The sequence below is a fragment of the Nocardia sp. CY15 genome (genome assembly GCF_009829295.1).
Lineage (GTDB): Bacteria > Actinomycetota > Actinomycetes > Mycobacteriales > Mycobacteriaceae > Nocardia > Nocardia sputi.
This window is the reverse complement of record NZ_VUOT01000009.1, coordinates 26,950-45,334: the sequence shown is the minus strand read 5'-3', so window position 1 is coordinate 45,334 and position 18,385 is coordinate 26,950. Positions and strand designations below refer to the sequence as shown.

Annotated in this window: 16 protein-coding genes; 13 read left to right on the top strand and 3 right to left on the bottom strand. The window is 67.6% G+C overall.

What is annotated here, in order from left to right:
• Positions 1 to 163: 163 nt before the first annotated feature.
• The 8 genes from GVY39_RS13390 (at position 164) to GVY39_RS13360 (ending at position 12,326) form a co-directional block, all read left to right on the top strand.
• Positions 164 to 2,197: a cytochrome c oxidase assembly protein gene (locus GVY39_RS13390; RefSeq protein ID WP_159924138.1), complete on the top strand. Its 2,034-nt coding sequence runs from the start codon at positions 164 to 166 to the stop codon at positions 2,195 to 2,197.
• Positions 2,194 to 3,162 carry a serine/threonine dehydratase gene (locus tag GVY39_RS13385; protein ID WP_236565440.1) on the top strand — a complete coding sequence of 323 codons (969 nt, stop codon included), beginning with the start codon at positions 2,194 to 2,196 and terminating at the stop codon, positions 3,160 to 3,162. Before GVY39_RS13390 ends, GVY39_RS13385 begins: the two co-directional genes overlap by 4 nt.
• A 161-nt stretch (positions 3,163 to 3,323) precedes the next feature.
• A complete protein-coding gene (locus GVY39_RS13380; protein WP_159924136.1) occupies positions 3,324 to 3,824 on the top strand; it encodes a single-stranded DNA-binding protein in 501 nt (166 codons plus the stop codon).
• A gap of 79 nt (positions 3,825 to 3,903) precedes the next feature.
• Positions 3,904 to 5,580 (top strand): energy-dependent translational throttle protein EttA, encoded by a 1,677-nt coding sequence (ettA, locus tag GVY39_RS13375; RefSeq protein WP_159924134.1) that lies wholly within the window; start codon positions 3,904 to 3,906, stop codon positions 5,578 to 5,580.
• 317 nt (positions 5,581 to 5,897) lie between these two features.
• The gene (locus GVY39_RS34965) at positions 5,898 to 6,020 is read left to right on the top strand and encodes a hypothetical protein (RefSeq protein ID WP_255466153.1); all 123 of its coding nucleotides are present in this window, start codon (positions 5,898 to 5,900) and stop codon (positions 6,018 to 6,020) included.
• A 193-nt stretch (positions 6,021 to 6,213) separates the two neighbouring features.
• Complete coding sequence (locus GVY39_RS13370; protein WP_159924132.1) at positions 6,214 to 11,151, top strand: NAD-glutamate dehydrogenase; 4,938 nt, start codon at positions 6,214 to 6,216, stop codon at positions 11,149 to 11,151.
• Positions 11,148 to 11,612 carry a thioesterase family protein gene (locus GVY39_RS13365; protein ID WP_321210349.1) on the top strand — a complete coding sequence of 155 codons (465 nt, stop codon included), beginning with the start codon at positions 11,148 to 11,150 and terminating at the stop codon, positions 11,610 to 11,612. The genes GVY39_RS13370 and GVY39_RS13365 overlap by 4 nt, the downstream gene beginning before the upstream one ends.
• 48 nt (positions 11,613 to 11,660) lie before the next feature.
• A complete protein-coding gene (locus GVY39_RS13360; protein WP_159924130.1) occupies positions 11,661 to 12,326 on the top strand; it encodes a hypothetical protein in 666 nt (221 codons plus the stop codon).
• A gap of 211 nt (positions 12,327 to 12,537) precedes the next feature.
• On the opposite strand, the gene GVY39_RS13355 is transcribed toward GVY39_RS13360, so the two are convergent.
• Entirely contained in the window at positions 12,538 to 12,849 is a 312-nt protein-coding gene (locus tag GVY39_RS13355; RefSeq protein WP_159924128.1) for an AzlD domain-containing protein, read from the bottom strand.
• Complete coding sequence (locus GVY39_RS13350) at positions 12,846 to 13,541, bottom strand: AzlC family ABC transporter permease (RefSeq protein WP_159924126.1); 696 nt, start codon at positions 13,539 to 13,541, stop codon at positions 12,846 to 12,848. Before GVY39_RS13350 ends, GVY39_RS13355 begins: the two co-directional genes overlap by 4 nt.
• A gap of 175 nt (positions 13,542 to 13,716) precedes the next feature.
• Here GVY39_RS13350 and GVY39_RS13345 point away from each other — a divergent pair, with 175 nt between their 5' ends.
• On the top strand, positions 13,717 to 14,283 hold the full coding sequence (locus GVY39_RS13345) for a helix-turn-helix domain-containing protein (RefSeq protein WP_159924124.1): 567 nt from the start codon (positions 13,717 to 13,719) through the stop codon (positions 14,281 to 14,283).
• Positions 14,284 to 14,288: 5 nt separating this feature from the next.
• On the opposite strand, the gene GVY39_RS13340 is transcribed toward GVY39_RS13345, so the two are convergent.
• On the bottom strand, positions 14,289 to 14,993 hold the full coding sequence (locus GVY39_RS13340; protein WP_195071513.1) for an HNH endonuclease: 705 nt from the start codon (positions 14,991 to 14,993) through the stop codon (positions 14,289 to 14,291).
• Between the two features lie 243 nt (positions 14,994 to 15,236).
• Here GVY39_RS13340 and GVY39_RS13335 point away from each other — a divergent pair, with 243 nt between their 5' ends.
• The 4 genes from GVY39_RS13335 to GVY39_RS13320 all read left to right on the top strand — a co-directional run bounded on the left by GVY39_RS13335 (position 15,237) and on the right by GVY39_RS13320 (position 18,310).
• Positions 15,237 to 15,641 carry a globin gene (locus GVY39_RS13335; RefSeq protein WP_159924122.1) on the top strand — a complete coding sequence of 135 codons (405 nt, stop codon included), beginning with the start codon at positions 15,237 to 15,239 and terminating at the stop codon, positions 15,639 to 15,641.
• A gap of 221 nt (positions 15,642 to 15,862) precedes the next feature.
• Positions 15,863 to 17,476 (top strand): alpha-amylase family glycosyl hydrolase, encoded by a 1,614-nt coding sequence (locus GVY39_RS13330; protein ID WP_370523790.1) that lies wholly within the window; start codon positions 15,863 to 15,865, stop codon positions 17,474 to 17,476.
• Between the two features lie 104 nt (positions 17,477 to 17,580).
• Complete coding sequence (locus tag GVY39_RS13325) at positions 17,581 to 17,859, top strand: hypothetical protein (RefSeq protein WP_159924120.1); 279 nt, start codon at positions 17,581 to 17,583, stop codon at positions 17,857 to 17,859.
• Positions 17,846 to 18,310 (top strand): DUF5130 domain-containing protein, encoded by a 465-nt coding sequence (locus tag GVY39_RS13320; RefSeq protein WP_159924118.1) that lies wholly within the window; start codon positions 17,846 to 17,848, stop codon positions 18,308 to 18,310. Before GVY39_RS13325 ends, GVY39_RS13320 begins: the two co-directional genes overlap by 14 nt.
• Positions 18,311 to 18,385: the final 75 nt, after the last annotated feature.

Genomic DNA, 18,385 nt, shown 5'->3' with positions numbered 1-18,385 from the left:
GCGGGCCAATTATAGCGACCGTCCAGGTGGCCATATTCTTAGCGTTAGCAACGTTTCAGCCATCCCGAGACAGTAGGTGACGTGCCCGTGGTGATCCGCGGCCAACAATATCGGTACAAACCCGACCGGGCCACGCAATACTCGCCGAACTACGCTCAGTCGTATGTCCTCCGCCGCCACCTCGTCCGCCGCGCCTGAAGCCGCGGCCTCCCGGTCCGGGGCGACGTTCGCGACGGTCACCGCGCTGGCCGGCGCCCTCGCGGCCGTGGTCGCGGCGCTGGTGGTGGGGTTGTCGGCGGCGCAGGCGCTGAGCCTGCTCGGCATTCCCGACCCGGGCGTGGCGACCACCTACGGCTTGCCCGCGATCCGGGCGCTCGCGGACCTGTCGGCGGCGCTGACGGTCGGTTCCCTGCTCTTCGCGGCCTTCCTCGTACCACCGCAGCCGAACGGATTGCTGGACGTCGGGGGCTACCGCGCGGTGCGGCGAGCGTCGAACTTCGCATTGGTCTGGGCATGCTGCGCCGCGCTCCTGGTGCCCCTGACGGTTTCGGATACCACGGGTCAGCCGGTGGGTGAGGTTCTGCGGCCGGAGGGTCTCTGGCGAGCGATCGACCAGATCGAGCTGGCCGGAGCCTGGCGCACGACCGTGGTCTTCGCCCTGATCGTGGCGGTGGGCTGCCGACTGGCCTTGCGCTGGGGCTGGACCCCGGTACTGCTGGGCGCCGCGATCGCCGCCATGATGCCGTTGGCGTTGACCGGGCATTCCTCCTCGGGCGGGTCGCACGACGTGGCGACCAACAGCCTGATCCTGCATTTGATCTCGTCCGCCGTTTGGGTGGGCGGCCTGTTCGCGGTGCTGGCGCACGCCTTGCGGGGCGGCGCGTACACCGACGTGGCGACGCGGCGCTTCTCCCTGACCGCCACGGTCGCGTTCGGCGTGATCGCGGTCAGCGGTGTGATCAACGCGTTCGTCCGCGTGCCCCCGGGCGAGTTGTTCACCAGCACCTACGGCAGGCTGGTGCTGGCCAAGGCGGCCGCGTTGGCGCTGCTCGGTGTGTTCGGCTACTTGCAGCGCCGCGCCGCGTTGCCCGCGCTCGCGGCCGATCCCCGCGATCGCGCCGCGCTGGTCCGGTACGCGGGCGTGGAGGTGTTGATCTTCGCCGCGACCATCGGCCTCGCGGTCGGACTCGGACGCACGCCGCCGCCACCCCCGGATTCCGTCCCGACCCCCGTGGAAGTGGAACTGGGCTACGACCTGGCTGGGCCGCCGAGCGTCGCTCGTTTGCTGTTCGACTGGCGCTTCGATCTGATCTTCGGAACGCTGTCGCTCGTGCTGGCGCTGCTGTACCTGCTCGGCGTGCGGCGGCTACGAGCGCGGGGCGACGCGTGGCCGGCCGGGCGGACGCTCGCCTGGCTGTCCGGTTGCGTGGTGCTGCTGGTCGCGACCTGCTCCGGAGTCGGCCGGTACTCGCCTGCCATGTTCAGCGTGCACATGGGGGCGCATATGGCGCTGTCGATGCTCGCGCCGATCCTGTTCGCGCTGGGTGGTGCGGTGACGCTGGCGCTGCGCGCGCTGCCGCCCGCGGGGCGCGGTGGAGCGCCGGGACCGCGGGAATGGCTCCTGGCCGCGGTACACAACCCGGTGTCGCGTTTCCTGACCCATCCGATCGTGGCCTCGGCGATCTTCGTCGCCGGGTTCTACGCGCTGTATCTGGGCGGCATCTTCGACGCCTACGCCGACTCGCACGCGGCGCACCTGCTGATGAACCTGCACTTCCTGCTCAGCGGCTACCTGTTCTACTGGGTGGTGATCGGCATCGATCCCAAGCCGAGGCAAGTGGAGCCGCTGACCAAACTCGCCATGGTGTTCGGCTCGCTGCCGTTCCACGCGTTCTTCGGCATCGCGCTGATGAGCATGACCACGGTGCTCGGTGGCTGGTTCTACCGCGGCCTCGGTCTGGGCTGGAACGGCGATCTGCTCGGCGACCAGCGCACCGGCGGCAGTCTCGCCTGGGCGAGCGGTGAGGTTCCCCTGGTGGTGGTGATGCTGGCTTTGCTGATCCAATGGTCGCGCAGCGACCAGCGGCTCGCGCAACGAACCGATCGAGCCGCCGTACGCGACAACGACGCCGCACTCGCCGCACACAACGCCATGTTCGCCGAACTGGCCAAGCGAGATGGAGAAGTGCGTAAGTGAGTGAACGCGCCACCGCGGTCTCCCCACACAGACCGGTCGGGCGGGTGGAGCGGTCGCACGTGCGATCCGCACGCAAGCGGCTGGCCGGGCAGATCCGCAAGACGCCGGTCTTCCATACCTCCGTCGCGAGCCCGTCCGGCCCGGTGCCGGTGACGATGAAGCTGGAGCACCTCCAGCACGGCGGGACGTTCAAGGTGCGCGGCAGTCTGAACGCGCTGCTGGAGTCGGGCGACGGCGTCGATCAGGTGGTGATCGCATCCGGCGGCAACGCGGGCATCGCGGCCGCGCTGGCCGCCGCACGGCTGGGCAAGTCCTGCACGGTCGTCGTCCCGGAGACCGCGCCGCACACCAAGGTCGCCGCGATGTGGTCACACGGCGCCGAAGTGCTCTGGTGCGGCACCACCTACGCCGAGGCCATGCGGCACGCGGCCGAACTGGCCGCCGAACGCGGCGCGTTGCTGTTGCACGGCTACGACCTGCCCGCGGTGGTCGCGGGCGTGGGGGTGGTCGGGCTGGAACTCGAAGAGCAGGTACGTGGGCGGCCGCCGGTGCTGGCGGCGGTGGGCGGCGGCGGACTGATCGCCGGGATCGCGGCCGCGGTCGGGCGCCGTCAGCAGGTCATCGGGGTGGAGCCCGAGGGCGCAGCGATCCTGCGGGCGGCTTCGGAGGCGGACGGTCCCGTCGACATCGCCGGGACCGGTATCACCGTCGATTCGCTGGGTCCCACGCGGATCGGTGACATAGCCTTCGACCTCGCCCGCCGACACGGGGTGCGGTCGTTGCTGGTCAGCGATGACGCAATCAGCGCGGCGCGTGAGTATCTGTGGCGCGAATTCCGCATTCTGGTCGAACTGGGCGGCGCCGTCGCCCTGGCCGCCCTGCACAGCGGCGCCTATGTCCCCGCGCCGGACGAGCGACCGGTGGTCGTCGTCTGCGGCGCCAACACCGACGTGGCGGTGTTCTGATCACACTGGCGTGAAAGCGACGATTTTCACACTCCGGGGAGTTGTGCACATTTCCGGACGGGTCTGCTCGGCGCCCCGGAATTGGACGCACCCTGGAGGAGCCCTCCTGGAGGGGGAGGCACTCCGGGCAGGCCCGGAGCCGAGTGTGAAGGGGCGTAACCATGTACGAAGCCAACGCGACCGTGATCGGGACGATCGCCACCCATCCGGTCAAGCGGGACCTGACCAATGGCGAGCAGGTGGTCACCTTCCGTCTGGCGAGCAATTCTCGCCGGCTGGATCACGCGTCCGGGCAATGGGTGGACAACGGCACGTTGTATCTCACCGTCAGCTGCTGGCGTCGATTGGTGGCGGGAGTCGACGCGTCCCTGCGGCGCGGCGATCCGATCATCGCCTACGGTCAGCTGCGCTCGCACGAGTACCGCAGCAAGGACGGCGTGGAACGACGGGATCTGGAGATGCGCGCCTCCGTGGTCGGCCCGGACCTGTCCCGCTGTGCGGCGCAACTGACGCGGCTATCCGATATGCCCCCGTCGCGGAATACTTCCGGGGGGTCGAGCGCTGAAGGTCGGGTGCCGGTCGGCGACGCGCCGGGGGAGAATGTGGCAGCCGCCGGTTCGGCACCGCCTCGCGGCAGCGCACCCGAGCCTGTCGACGCGTGATCGCGCGACCGGTTTCGTTCTGGCGGCAGGGTAGCTCTGCTTCGTCCCTTCATCTCCCGCACCGATAGGCTTCTGACTTATGGCTGAGTTCATCTACCAAATGAAGAAGGTTCGCAAGGCGCACGGCGACAAAGTCGTGCTCGACGATGTCACCTTGGACTTCCTTCCCGGCGCCAAGATCGGCGTCGTCGGCCCGAACGGCGCTGGTAAATCCAGCGTGCTGAAGATCATGGCCGGACTGGACCAGCCGAACAACGGTGACGCGTTCCTCGCCGCCGGCGCTACCGTCGGCATCCTGCAGCAGGAACCTCCGCTCAACGAGGAGAAGACCGTCCGCGGCAACGTCGAGGAGGGCATGGGCGAGATCAAGGTGAAGCTGGATCGCTTCAACGAGATCGCCGAACTCATGGCCACCGACTACTCCGACGAGCTCATGGAGGAGATGGGCAAGCTCCAGGAAGATCTGGACCACGCCGACGCCTGGGACCTGGACTCCCAGCTCGAACAGGCGATGGACGCGCTGCGCTGCCCGCCGCCGGACGAGCCGGTCACCAACCTCTCCGGTGGTGAGCGCCGCCGGGTCGCGCTGTGCAAGCTGCTGCTGAGCAAGCCCGACCTGCTGCTGCTCGACGAGCCGACCAACCACCTCGACGCCGAGAGCGTGAACTGGCTCGAGCAGCACCTGGCGCAGTACCAGGGCGCCGTGCTCGCGGTCACCCACGACCGGTACTTCCTGGACAACGTCGCGCAGTGGATCCTCGAGCTGGACCGTGGCCGTGCCTACCCGTACGAGGGCAACTACTCCACCTACCTGGAGAAGAAGGCCGCGCGGCTCGAGGTGCAGGGCAAGAAGGACCAGAAGCTGCAGAAGCGGCTCAAGGAAGAACTCGCCTGGGTGCGTTCCGGCGCCAAGGCCAGGCAGGCCAAGAACAAGGCCCGCCTCGGCCGGTACGAGGAGATGGCGGCCGAAGCCGAGAAGATGCGGAAGCTGGATTTCGAGGAGATCCAGATTCCCGCGGGCCCGCGCCTGGGCAACGTGGTGGTGGAGGTGGAGCACCTGGACAAGGGCTTCGGTGACCGCCAGCTGATCAAGGATCTGTCGTTCACCTTGCCGCGCAACGGCATCGTCGGCGTGATCGGGCCCAATGGCGTCGGGAAGACCACGCTGTTCAAGACCATCGTCGGGCTCGAGCAGCCGGACAGCGGTGAGGTGAAGGTCGGCGAGACGGTCAAATTGAGCTACGTCGACCAGAACCGCGCGGGCATCGACCCGAAGAAGACGGTCTGGCAGGTGGTCTCCGACGGTCTGGACTACATCGAGGTCGGCCAGCAGGAAATGCCGTCGCGCGCCTACGTGAGCGCCTTCGGTTTCAAGGGCCCGGACCAGCAGAAGCCCGCGGGCGTCCTGTCCGGTGGCGAGCGCAACCGGCTGAACCTCGCGATGACTCTCAAGCAGGGCGGCAACTTGATCCTGCTGGATGAGCCGACCAACGACCTCGATGTGGAGACCCTGGGCTCGCTGGAGAACGCGCTGGAGAAGTTCCCCGGCTGCGCCGTGGTCATCTCCCACGACCGCTGGTTCCTCGACCGCACCTGTACCCACATCCTGGCGTGGGAGGGCGACTCGGACAACGAGGCCAAATGGTTCTGGTTCGAGGGCAACTTCGAGGCGTACGAGGCCAACAAGGTCCAGCGGCTCGGCCCGGAAGCGGCCCGCCCGCACCGGGTTACGCACCGCAAGCTGACCCGCGGCTGAGCCCGGCCCTCGGCGGGTGGGTGCGGGCACAGGCCGCACCCACCCGGCCCAGGACGCCTCGCCGCAGACCGGACTTCGCATTCGTCCGGGGTCAGGCGGGTGTCATGCGTCCGCCGGATCGCAGTTGGCAGCCTCATCGGGCTCGGAGCCGGCCACTGCCTGGCGTTTGCTGACGCATCGTGTGGGCGATGACGCCAGAAATCGACGGGGAAAACGGGGGGGGGGGAGCGCCTCGGTGGGGCAGCTCGATGAGTCTTTATCGGCAACGCGGAACAGGAGTGACACCTACCCGCGCGTAGCTCGCTAGGGTGGGAGTCGTGAATGCGCAGGCGCAGTTCGAGCAACCGGTGGCTTCGACCGCCGACGCGGTGGCCGAGCTGACCCGAGGTACCGGTGCGGCGCCGCTGCCGCCGCGGACACGACCTGTAGCGCTCACCTGAACGTTCGCGGGTCCGATTCCTGTGCTGTGCCCGAGGTCGTCCGTACGACCTCGGCACACGGGCGGCGAACTACGCGGTCGCGGTGAACACTCCGATCCAGGAAGGGAATTCACCCACGCGTCCTCGGCGCACAGTTACCCTCGGACCAGCGTCACTTTGTTACGGAACCGATATCCGAGGGAGTTGGCGAAAAATGACCGTCTCGTCCGAATTGTCCAGCGCGGCGTGGGCCGCGGGTTTGCCGCAGTCATTGCGCGGCGATCTCGCGACGCTCGAGGAAGCGTACTTCCGCCACGTCGACGCGGGCGATGTGGACTGTGCGATCACCGGCATCACCCAGATCTTCCGCAGGCATCTGGAGCTGGGGGTGACGCGCCGCCCCGGTCGCGCGCTGGTGCGGGTATACCACCCGGATGACGGCTCCGGAATCGGTGCGGCGGTGCAGATCGTCACCGACGACATGCCGCTGCTGGTCGAGTCGATCAGCTCGTCGCTGAGCAGGATCGGCGTCAGCGTCAGCGAGATCATCCATCCGATCTTCGAGGTCGAGCGGGACGCGGAGGGACGCCTGACGCACGCCGCCGCGCACGAGGTGGACGGCACCGGCGCGGCCGGGTTGCGCGAATCCTGGATGCACGTGCAATTGCACCCGTCGACCAGCGCGGCACTGCTGGCCAGGGTCGAGGCCGCGGTGCCGGACGTGGTGGACGATGTGCGTCAGGTGATCGGCGACACCGAAGCGATCAAGGACGTGCAGAGCAAGCTGGCCGACGACCTCGAGCTCGCCGCGGGGTCCGGCTCCGCGCCGTTCGACTCGGCCGAGCTGACCGACACCGCCAACCTGCTGCGCTGGCTGGCCGGAGGGAATTTCACCCTGCTCGGCTACGCGCGCTACCGACTGAACACCGACGAGGGCAGGGAGATGTCCACCGTCGTGCCCGCCACCTGCCTCGGCGTGCTGCGACCGGACGTGGGCACCGACTTCCACGTGCCGGTCAACAGCGGTGACCGTCCGCTGCTCACGCTGACCCAAGGACTTGTTCCCGCCACCGTGCACCGTGCGGTGTACCCGTACTTCGTCAGCGTCGCCGATTTCGACGCGCATGGAACCGTCGTCGGCGAGCACCTGTTCATCGGCGTCTTCACCGTCTCCGCCGTGCACGAGAACGTCCTGGACATCCCGGTGATCGAGCGCCGGGTCCGCTCGGCGATCGAGGACAGCGGATTCGACCTGGAATCGTTCTCCGGGCAGGCGATGCTCGAGGTCATCCAATCCTTCCCCCGCACCGAACTCTTCTCCGCCGACGCCGAGACGCTGCGCCGCACCGCCACCGCCGTGCTGAGTGTGGGCCTGCGCCGCCAGGTGCGCCTGTTCCTGCGCGCGGACACCTACGGCCGCTACGTCGCCTGCCTGGTCTATCTGCCGCGTGATCGGTACACCACCAGCTCGCGGCTGGAGATGCAGGAGATCCTGGTCCGCGAACTGGGTGGGGTGTCCATCGACTATTCCGCGCGGGTGGGCGAAAGCGAGCTGGCGCGAGTCTATTTCACGGTGCGCATGCCGGAAGCCGAGCTCGGTGCTCCGCATCGGACACCCCCGGTCGCCGACACCTCCGAGCCCAACCGGCTGCGTCTGCAGAACCTGCTCGCCGAGGCCAGCCGCACTTGGGACGACCGCCTGAACGACGAGGTGAGCACGTCGACGGTGCTCGATCCGGCCGTGGTGCAGCGGTACGCGGAGGCCTTCCCCGAGGGCTACAAACAGGATTTCGCCGCGGCACGGGCGCTGCGAGACATCGTGCGCCTGGAGCGGCTGAGTGCGGGCGGTATCGACCAATACCTCTACCGGAAGCCGGGTTCGGCGCCGGGTTCGTGGCGCTTCACCCTCTACATCGGTGGCAGCGGTATCTCGCTGAGCCAAGTACTTCCGGTGTTGCAAAGCCTCGGTGTCGAGGTGGTCGACGAGCGCCCGTACCAGATCGAGCTGGAGGACGCGGCGGGCGGCGCCGGTGGTGAACGGTGGATCTACGATTTCGGTCTGCTCGCCCGCCCGGAGTTGTTGCGCAGTTCGCTCGACCGGGATCTGGACGCGGAACTGCTCGAGTCCTCCAAACGCGCCGACGTGTTGGAGGCCGAGGTGCGCGGCCTGCGTGAGCGGTTCGTGGAAGCCTTCGAGGCCATGTGGTACGGCCGCGCGGAGGCGGACGGGCTGAACGAACTCGTGCTGCGTGCGCGGCTGCCGTGGCGGGCCGTCTCGATCCTGCGCACCTACGCGAAGTACTTGCAGCAGGCCAATTTCCCGTACAGCCAGGCCAACATCTGCCGTGTGCTGCTCACCTATCCGGATATCGCGCGCCTGTTCGTCGATCTGTTCGCTGCGCGTTTCGATCCCGACACCGTCTCCGCCGAACATGCCGCGGAGCTGGAGACCCAGGTGCGAGGGCGCATCGATGAGGTGGTCAGCCTGGACGCGGACCGCATCCTGCGGTCGATCCTCGGACTGATCAAGGCGACGCTGCGCACCAACTACTACGTGATCGACGCGGAAGGCAAACCACGCGAGTACGTTTCGGTGAAGGTCGAACCGCGGGAAATCGCCGAGTTGCCCAAGCCGCGGCCACAGTTCGAGATCTTCGTGTACTCGCCGCGGGTGGAGGGCGTGCATCTGCGCTTCGGGCCGGTGGCGCGTGGTGGGTTGCGGTGGTCGGACCGGTTGGAGGATTTCCGTACCGAGATCCTGGGTTTGGTGAAGGCTCAGGCGGTGAAGAACGCGGTGATCGTGCCGGTCGGCGCGAAGGGCGGTTTCGTGGTGAAGCAGCCGCCCGCGGCTACCGGTGATCCGGTGGCGGACCGGCAGGCGTTGGGCGCCGAAGGGGTTGCTTGCTACCGTACATTCATCTCCGGCTTGCTGGATATCACCGACAATGTGGATCGCGCGAGTGGGCAGGTGTTGCCTCCTGACCGAGTGGTGCGCCGCGATGGTGATGACACCTATCTCGTGGTCGCGGCGGACAAGGGCACCGCGTCGTTCTCCGATATCGCCAATGATGTGGCGCAGAGTTATGGGTTCTGGCTGGGTGATGCGTTCGCCTCGGGTGGGTCGGCGGGTTATGACCACAAGGCGATGGGTATCACGGCCAAGGGTGCTTGGGAGAGTGTCAAGCGGCATTTCCGTGAGATGGAGCTCGATACGCAGTCGCAGGATTTCACTGTGGTGGGTGTGGGTGACATGAGTGGTGATGTGTTCGGTAACGGTATGTTGTTGTCGGAGCACATTCGTTTGGTGGCCGCGTTCGACCATCGCCACATTTTCCTGGATCCGGATCCTGATGCGGCGCGTTCGTTCCGGGAGCGGCAGCGGATGTTCGCGTTGCCGAGGTCGTCGTGGGCCGACTACGACCCGTCACTTATCAGCCCCGGCGGAGGTGTGTGGGACCGCACCGTGAAGTCGGTGCCGATCAGCCCGCAGGCCAGGGCGGCTCTGGGGCTGGGCGATGACGTCGTATCGCTGTCGCCGCCGGATCTGGTCCGCGCGATCCTGCTCGCGCCGGTCGACCTGCTGTGGAACGGCGGTATCGGCACCTACATCAAGGCGAGCACCGAGACCAACGCCGAAGTGGGCGACAAGTCCAACGACGCGGTCCGCGTGAACGCAGACCGGCTGCGGGTCAAGGTGGTCGGCGAGGGCGGCAACCTCGGCGCGACGGCGTTGGGCCGCATCGAGTTCTGCCGCAAGGGCGGCAAGATCAATACCGACGCGCTGGACAACTCGGCGGGCGTGGACTGCTCCGACCACGAGGTCAACATCAAGATCTTGCTCGACGCCGTCGTGTCCGGGGGGCAGTTGCTGCCCGACGAGCGCAATCCACTGCTGGCCTCGATGACCGACGAGGTCGCGCAGATGGTCCTGCGGGACAACGTGGCGCAGAACTTCCTCATGGGTATTTCGCGCACCGAGGCGTCGCAGATGCTGCCCGTGCAGATGCGGTTGATCGAGGATCTCGAAGAGCGTCGCGGCTTGGACCGCGAACTCGAGGCGCTGCCCTCCGATCAGGAGATGAAGCGCAGGCTGGAAGAAGGCTCCGGTCTGACGTCGCCGGAGCTGGCGAATCTGATGGCGCATGTGAAGCTGTCGCTCAAGGCCGATCTGCTCGAATCCGACCTGCCCGACAGTCAGTACTTCGCCACGCGGCTGCCGGACTACTTCCCCACACCGCTGCGCGACCGCTTCGCGGCGGCGATCAAACGCCACCGGCTGCGCCGGGAGATCGTCACCACCATGATCGCCAACGAGATGGTGGACTACGGCGGCATCACCTACGCGCACCGGTTGAACGAGGAGGTCGGCGCCACCACCACCGATGCGGTGCGCGCCTTCGCCGCGGCCAGCGGAATCTTCGATCTGCACGACATGTGGAAGCGAATCCGTGCGTGCGACGCACCCACTTCGGTGCGCGACCTGCTCGAACTGGAGACGAAGCGGACGTTGGACCGGGCGTCCCGATGGCTGCTGAGCAACCGGCCGCAGCCTATCGCGGTGGGCTCGGAGATCAGTCGGTACCGCGCCGACGTGCGTGAACTGGCCCCCAAGGTGGCGGGATGGCTGCGCGGACACCATGTGTCCACCCTCACCGACCAGTCCGCCGAATTGATCGCCCGCGGCGCGCCGACCGATCTGGCCACCGAGGTCTTCGGTCTGCTCAACCTCTTCCCTCTGCTGGACATCGTGGACATCGCCGATATCACCGACCGGGACGGCGACGAGGTCGGGTCGCTGTACTACGCGCTCAACGATCACCTCAAGATCGACTGGCTGTTGCAGGCGGTCAGCCACCTCGAACGCGGCGACCGCTGGCATGCGCTGGCGCGGCTCGCGCTGCGCGACGACATGTACGCGTCGCTGCGCTCGCTCACCCTCGACGTGCTCTCCGGCGGTGACCCCGAAGAGACGGCGAACGAGAAGATTGCATACTGGGAGTCGAAGAATCAGTCCCGCCTCGGCCGAGCCAGGGCGGCGCTGTCGGAGTTGTTCGAATCCGGAACCCACGATCTCGCCACGCTTTCGGTTGCGGCGCGGCAAGTGCGGAGCATGGTGAGCGGGGTGGGCGCCCAATCGGAGGTACCACGTTGACGAGTTCGGTGAGCGGAAGCGGGAAGGCGGCGGGCAGCCTGGTGCTGCCCCGGCGTTTCCATGCCAAGGTGGACGTCAGGTGGTCGGACATGGACGTGTTCCAGCACGTCAACCATGCCCGGATGGTGACGCTGCTGGAGGAGGCGCGGATCCCGTGGCTGTTCGAGGACGGCCGCCCGACCGCCCCGTTGCGTGAGGGCTGCGTCCTCGCCGACCTGCACGTCCGCTACCGCGGCCAGCTGCGGCACGAGGACACGCCGCTGGATATCGCCATGTGGATCGAGCAGTTGCGCGCGGTCGACTTCACCATCGGTTACGAGGTGCGGGCGGCGGGCGCCGAGCCCGATTCGCCCGCGGCGGTGGTCGCGTCCACGCAGATCGCGGCATTCGACATGCGGGCGCAGCGATTGCGCAGGCTGACCGACGCCGAGCGTGATTACCTGTCCGAGTGGATGGAGTGAGCGACCGCGCATCGGTGATCGTCGAATGCTGACGGCGGGGCAGCCGTGATGACGGAACAACGAGTACTGCACGTACCGGATCCGGCGGAGCGGGAGAATCTCGCGACGTTCCTGACCAGGGCCGTGCGGCTGGACCCGGCGGTGGTGGTGCGCCTGCGCCGCCGCGGGGAGAATTACGTCTCCGCATGGGTCGCGACGGGTTTCGAGGCGCTGGCGGGACGCACAGTGATCGCCGAGCTCGGCGTCGACGACGTGACGGTCGGCGCCGATCTCGTGCTGGCCGGTATGGCGAGCGGCAGTCCGATCGACCTCGGATATCCGATGGACTCCGCGTGGCGTGGCGCGTTGCCGCCCACGGACGGTTTCGCGCACGTCGAGGACGTGCCCGCCCGTACCTTGGTCGAACTCGCCGAGCAGGGTGCGCAGCTGGCGAAGGAGCACGGCAGCAACCACGGTCCGCCCGCCTCGCTGCTCGACCAGACGGTGCTGACGGTGTCCGGCGCAGGCGCTCAGGTGCAGGTGCCGATGCGGGTGGTCTTCGCGCTCACGGCGATGGACTTCATCCCGCACTCGGGCGAGAAGGCCGATCCGCGCCGCATCCCGTCCGCCGAGATCGTGCGCGTACGCGCGACGAGGACATGGCTGCGCCTGGACGCCCGCTACGGTTCGGTGGCCCGCCGCCTGGGTGGAGCTATCCCCTTGATCGCAGGCTGAGCACGCGGCTCGTCACTCCGGACGCCATCGCTATCACGCGTGTGCACAACCGATTTCGCGAGCACCGGAAGATGCAAGGGCCATAGACCGATTTTCGGTAGCACAACAATGCCCGGGAGCGATCGATGAGGTAGGCGGCGCCGTCGGCAGGAGGGGACGGCGCCGCCTTTGTCGGCACGGAACGGTTGCGCGGGCTGGATTTTCGAGCCGCTCAAGAGATGCCGATCAGGCGAAGGAACGTGGTCGTCGCGGCGGCGGCCAGGATGACCACCAGTATGGGGCGTTGATGCCACGCCAGTACGCCGCCGACGAGAACGCCTACGGGCACGGCGAATCCGAGACCAGCGGTACCGAGCGGCAGGGTGGTCACGGCCACCAGTGCGGCCAGCAGCACCACGGCGCCGATTTCCAACAGCCGTATCACGCGTGCCGGAAGTCGCACCCGCTCGCGCAGCGCGGGGCCCGCCCACCGGAACGCGTAGGTTCCCGCGGCGAGCGCGACGATTCCGGCGGCCAGCATCATGCGGCTTCCGATGCGGTCGCTGGTCGCGGCTTCTCCCGCGCCGCCACCAGCAGTCCGGCCAGGGCGAGCAGGACCGGCAGTCCCGTAGGCAGGAAGGGGGCGGTTATCAGCGCGATCGCGGTGCCAACGCACACCGCCGCGAGGGTGGTCCGGTCGCGCAGGGCGGGCAGGACCAGCGCGAGCAGCACCGCGGGAAACACCGCGTCGAGTCCGAGCGCCGAGGTGTCGGTGACCACCGATCCGATCAGCGCTCCGATGGCCGCGCCACCGGGCCACGCCAGCAATATCCCGGCTCCGGTGATCCAGTAGGCTGCGCGCCTGCGACTCGCATCGGGTTGCGCGATGGTCAGAGCGACGGACTCGTCGTTCATCAGATGCACCCCGAGCGGCCGGCGCCAGCCCGTGCCGACCGCGTCGGGAACCGACAATCCGTACGGCACGTGCCTGGCGTTCACCAGCAGGCCGGCCAGCACCGCCGCTATCGGACTACCCCCTGCGGCGACGATTCCCAGGAACAGGAACTCCGAACTCCCGGCGAGCACCACGCACCCGAGCAGAATCGGTAGCCAGATCGGAAAGCCCGCGCTCACCGCCGTCGCGCCGTAGGAGATCCCGATCACGCCCACGGCCAGGCACACCGCCGCGATGCCCAGCAAAGTGTCCCGATCGAGTGTTCGCCATATCGAACGCATGTTGTTTATAGTGAACATGGTGAGGGGCTTCGTCAATCCGTTCGGCTCCGGAGGCTTCCCTCGGTGACCGCCGCGGCTACGAGCAAGGCGCAAGGGGCGGTCGCATAGCGAGGCGGCTCATCGATCTGGGTTCCTGTCGAGTAGTCAAGGTGCAGGACGCAGACACGGAGCGAGAATGACGCGGCAAGACGCGACGACGACACCTCAGGCGGTGATCGCCGCCGCGCTGCGCCGCGAGCGCACCCGGGCCGGGTTGTCGTTGAGTGAGGTCGCCCATCGGGCGGGCATCGCGAAATCGACGCTGTCGCAGTTGGAATCGGGAACCGGCAACCCGAGCCTGGAAACGTTGTGGGCATTGTGCGTCGCGCTGGATATGCCGTTCTCCCGATTGCTCGATCCACCGCGCCGGAGCGTCCATGTGATCCGGGCCGGTGAGGGCCCGGTGGTCGCGGCCGAGCGGTCGGAGTACCAAGCGACCCTGCTGGCGGCCGGGCCGGCCAATTCCCGCCGTGACCTGTTTCGTATCACCGCGGAGCCGGGGCATGCGCGCCGATCGGAGCCACATATCGCCGGTGTCGTCGAGCACGTGCTGCTCGCGCAGGGGCATGCGCTGGTCGGACCGGTCGAGGCCCCCGTCGAACTACATCCTGGTGATTACATCGCCTACCCAGGCGATCAGCCGCACGTGTTCGAGGCGCTAGCTCCCCGGACCTGGGCGACGTTGGTGGTCGAGTACACCTGATCCGCTCAGGCCGCGCCTTCGCCCAGATATTGCAACCAGACGGGGTCGAGTTCCGCGGTGGTGGACAGCAAACGCCAATGCGGGCCCTTCGGCGAGACCAGAGGCGATCGGAGCGTCCAGCCCAGCTCGCTGAGAAGTTTGTCGGCTTTGCGGTGGTTGCACGGCGCGCAACTGGCGACGCAGTTCTCCCACGAATGCTCCCCGCCGCGGCTGCGCGGGATGACGTGGTCGATGGTCTCGGCCTTGCCGCCGCAATAACCGCAGCGGTACCGATCCCGGTGCATGAGGGCGGCGCGGGTCATGGGGACCCGGGCCCGGTACGGGACGTGGACGTAGCTGCGCAGGCGGATCACCGAAGGAATGGCCACCGACGTCTCGGCGGAGTGCACTATCGGCCCTTCGTCGTTGTGGTGGACGGCGTCGGCCTTGTCGCAGATGAGCAGGACGATCGCGCGGCGCGCGGATAAAGCGGTGAGCGGCTCGTAGGTGGCGTTCAACAGCAGCACCCTGGTTTTGAGCCAGTTCGTGCCCTCGACGAGCGGGGCGGTGGGGCGGGGTCCGTGGTCGTGATGGCCACGATGTCCACCCGGATAATGTTCGGACAAGATGTGCAGCGGAGTAGCCCCCGACCCACGATTGTGGACGTCGGCGGGCTGGAGTTGTCGGTGCGCTCGCGCCTCGTGTGACCGGGCGCTGTGCCGCTGCTTCATCTCGACCTCGATTTCATGATTGGCAGGATCATGTGGTATCTGCAAAGCAGAGACTGTCACCCAGTTGACCATGGAATGTCGGGCATTGCACGGTGATTTTCAACAATGTCCGGTTAACTGTGGCTGAAGTGCCGTTGAGGTGCGATGTTCCAGCCGCTGAGCGGCAGCGTACGGGCAGTGCGGCGGCGTCGTCCGGGCGCGGGCACAATGGACAGCGGCGCATCCGGTGAATCGAGAGGGTTTATGACTTCGGGCGAGCAAACGGCGACGTCGTTCTACGAGGCGGTCGGCGGGGCGGAGACGTTCCGGCGGCTCGTCGCGACGTTCTATCGCGAGGTGGCCGCCGACGAGGTATTGCGCCCGCTCTATCCGGAGGAGGATCTCGGCCCGGCGGAGCGTCGTCTGCGGATGTTCCTCGAGCAGTATTGGGGCGGTCCGCGCACCTACTCCGACGAGCGCGGCCACCCGCGCCTGCGCATGCGGCACATGCCGTTCACCATCGGACCGATCGAGCGTGACGCGTGGCTGCGCTGCATGCGTATCGCGGTCGCCGAGATCGAGCCGGAAACCCTGGACGAGGAGCACCGCAAAGCGCTGCTCGACTATCTGGAGATGGCGGCCAACTCTTTGGTGAATGCCCCGTTCTGACAACGCGTTCACCTCTGGGCCGACCGCCTCTGTGAAAAATGTGTTTTCTACCGCGTTGAGGTGGCGGTGAATTCGCTGATGAACCACGGGTGACGGGAACCTTGCGCGTGAGAGACGATGTGGGGCGAGGTTTTTCGTCTCTATGGCTAAGGTGCTGAATGTTTGCCCGTCATCTGTGGCCGCGCGTCGCCTGAAGGCTTTCGCCGCAGAACTTTGGCACTATTGCGGGTGTGAGTGATGCACCAGCCGTAACGGCGCCGGTGGATCGCACCACGCAGTCGTGGTGGCGGTCGGCCGTGTTCTACCAGGTTTATCCCAGATCCTTCGCGGACTCGAGCGCAGACGGGGTCGGTGATCTCGGCGGAGTCAGGGACAAGCTCGGCTATCTCGAACTGCTCGGCGTCGACGCGCTGTGGATCTGCCCGGTGATGCGGTCGCCGATGGCCGACGGTGGCTACGACGTTGCGGACCCGCGCGACATCGATCAGCTCTTCGGCGGGCTCGCCGCGATGGACGCCCTGATCGCCGAGGCGCATGCCCGTCGGATCAGGGTGACCATGGACCTGGTGCCCAACCACACCAGCGACCAGCATCCGTGGTTCCGCGCGGCGCTGGCGGCGGCGCCCGGCAGTCCGGAACGTGACCGGTACATCTTCCGCGACGGCCGTGGGCCCGGTGGCGCCGAGCCGCCGAACAACTGGCCGAGCATCTTCGGCGGACCCGCCTGGACCAGGATCACCGAGCCCGACGGCACGCCCGGCCAGTGGTACCTGCACATCTTCGCCCGCGAGCAGCCCGACCTGAACTGGTCGAATCCCGAGGTCGCCGCCGATTTCGAGCAGACGCTGCGGTTCTGGCTCGAGCGCGGCGTGGACGGGTTCCGGATCGACGTCGCACACGGCATGGCCAAGCCGGACGGCTTGCCCGACATGCCCCAATTGAGCGTCTCGGCCTTGCTCGCGCACGACGACAGCGACCCGCGGTTCAACAATCCGGCCGTCCACGACATCCACCGCCGGATCCGCAAGGTCGTCGACGAGTATCCGGACGCGGTGCTCATCGGTGAAGTGTGGGTGAACGACAACACCCGCTTCGGCGAGTACGTGCGCGCCGACGAACTGCACTTGGCCTTCAACTTCCGTCTCGCCGAATCGGCGTTCGAAGCCGAGGCGGTGCGCGACGCGATCGACAACTCGCTCGCCGCCGTCGCACCGGTCTTCGCCGTGCCCACCTGGACGCTGTCCAATCACGACATCGAGCGCGAGGTCACCCGGTACGGCGGCGGCGCGCTCGGCGTCGCGCGGGCGCGGGCGATGATCCTGCTGGAGCTCGCGCTGCCCGGCGCGGTGTTCATCTACAACGGCTCCGAGCTGGGGCTGCCCAACGTCGACGACCTCCCCGACCACGTGTTGCAGGACCCGGTGTGGGAGCGCTCCGGGCACACGCAGCGCGGCCGCGACGGTTGCCGGGTGCCGCTGCCCTGGGAAGGCGCCGCGCCGCCGTTCGGGTTCACCACCGCGACGCCGTGGCTGCCGATCCCGCCCGAATGGGCGCCGCTGACCGTCGAGGCGCAACTCGAGGAGCTGGGGTCGACGCTGTCGCTGTATCGACTGGCGATCGAACTGCGGGCACAGCGGCCGGAGTTCGCGGGGGACCGGATCGAGTGGTACGGCAGCCCCCAGGGGTGTCTGGCGTTCCGCAGGCCGGGTGGGCTGGTCTGCGTGCTCAACGCCTCCGACGCTCCCATCCAGCTACCGCCGGGAGACGTGCTGCTGGCCAGTGCGCCGACCGAGGGCGGGCAGCTGCCGCCGAACGCGTCGGCCTGGTTGGTCTGAGGCGCTCGGTGAAGTCCCAGCTCGGGCCGGGTGCAGCCGACACGGACGGCGGCCCGGCGCTACCGGACGGAGAACTACTACAGAGGATCGTCTACCTTTGATCCGTGAGCATTCTCGAGACAGTGCTGATCTTCGTCGGCATTCCACTGGTGATCTACGGCGTAATCGCCGGATTGTCGTTTCTCGGTAAGCCACTGCCTGGCGAGAAGCCGGTCCACTTCGCCCTCGGTCAGGAGTGGACCCAGCCGCCGGTGCTGTGGAGTGCCACCGAAGAGGTGATCGGCTCGGGTCACCACTTTCCGGAAACGCCGCATGGACAGCATGCGGCCATCGAGTCCACCGAGGTGGATCTGATCGGAGGACGGGCAAGTGGCAGGTTCTAAGTGGCCCGCGGTGGTCGAAGCCGAGTTGCCGCACGGATACGCGATCACCAGCAGCGGGCGCGTCTCCGGCGTGCACGAGGCGGGCGATGTGTTCAAGGAAGCGCCGTTCAACGATGAAGAGCGGCTCACCATGGACAACGTGCTCACCGAGGCGACCCGCGCGACCAAGGTGCGCTTCAACGTCTACATCGGCGATCTGGGTGCCGATCCGGCCGCAGGCGCGGACGCGATCTTCCCCGGCACGCCCGAGGCGGAGCATTCGGTGCTCATCGCCGTCTCGCCGAACGAGAAGGCGATCGAGGTTCGCTCGGGCCGGGACGTCGCCGACCGGGCGAACGATCGCGTCTGCCAGCTCGGCGTCACCGCCGCGCTGAGCTCGTTCCGGCAGGGCCAGCTGATCGACGGCGTGGTCTCCGCCGTCCGCGTGATGGCCGCCGCCATCGGGCGGTAATCTCCGCCGGCGCCTGCGGCGCTGGATGTTCCCGGCGCGTCCACCCGATCACCGGGTGGACGCGCCGGTTTCGTT

Coding starts and splice junctions, on each gene's coding strand:
- GVY39_RS13390 (WP_159924138.1), top strand. CDS start 164: ATGTCCTCCGCCGCCACCTCGTCCGCCGCGCCTGAAGCCGCGGCCTCC.
- GVY39_RS13380 (WP_159924136.1), top strand. CDS start 3,324: ATGTACGAAGCCAACGCGACCGTGATCGGGACGATCGCCACCCATCCG.
- ettA (WP_159924134.1), top strand. CDS start 3,904: ATGGCTGAGTTCATCTACCAAATGAAGAAGGTTCGCAAGGCGCACGGC.
- GVY39_RS13370 (WP_159924132.1), top strand. CDS start 6,214: ATGACCGTCTCGTCCGAATTGTCCAGCGCGGCGTGGGCCGCGGGTTTG.
- GVY39_RS13360 (WP_159924130.1), top strand. CDS start 11,661: ATGACGGAACAACGAGTACTGCACGTACCGGATCCGGCGGAGCGGGAG.
- GVY39_RS13355 (WP_159924128.1), bottom strand. CDS start 12,849: ATGATGCTGGCCGCCGGAATCGTCGCGCTCGCCGCGGGAACCTACGCG.
- GVY39_RS13350 (WP_159924126.1), bottom strand. CDS start 13,541: ATGCGTTCGATATGGCGAACACTCGATCGGGACACTTTGCTGGGCATC.
- GVY39_RS13345 (WP_159924124.1), top strand. CDS start 13,717: ATGACGCGGCAAGACGCGACGACGACACCTCAGGCGGTGATCGCCGCC.
- GVY39_RS13340 (WP_195071513.1), bottom strand. CDS start 14,993: ATGAAGCAGCGGCACAGCGCCCGGTCACACGAGGCGCGAGCGCACCGA.
- GVY39_RS13335 (WP_159924122.1), top strand. CDS start 15,237: ATGACTTCGGGCGAGCAAACGGCGACGTCGTTCTACGAGGCGGTCGGC.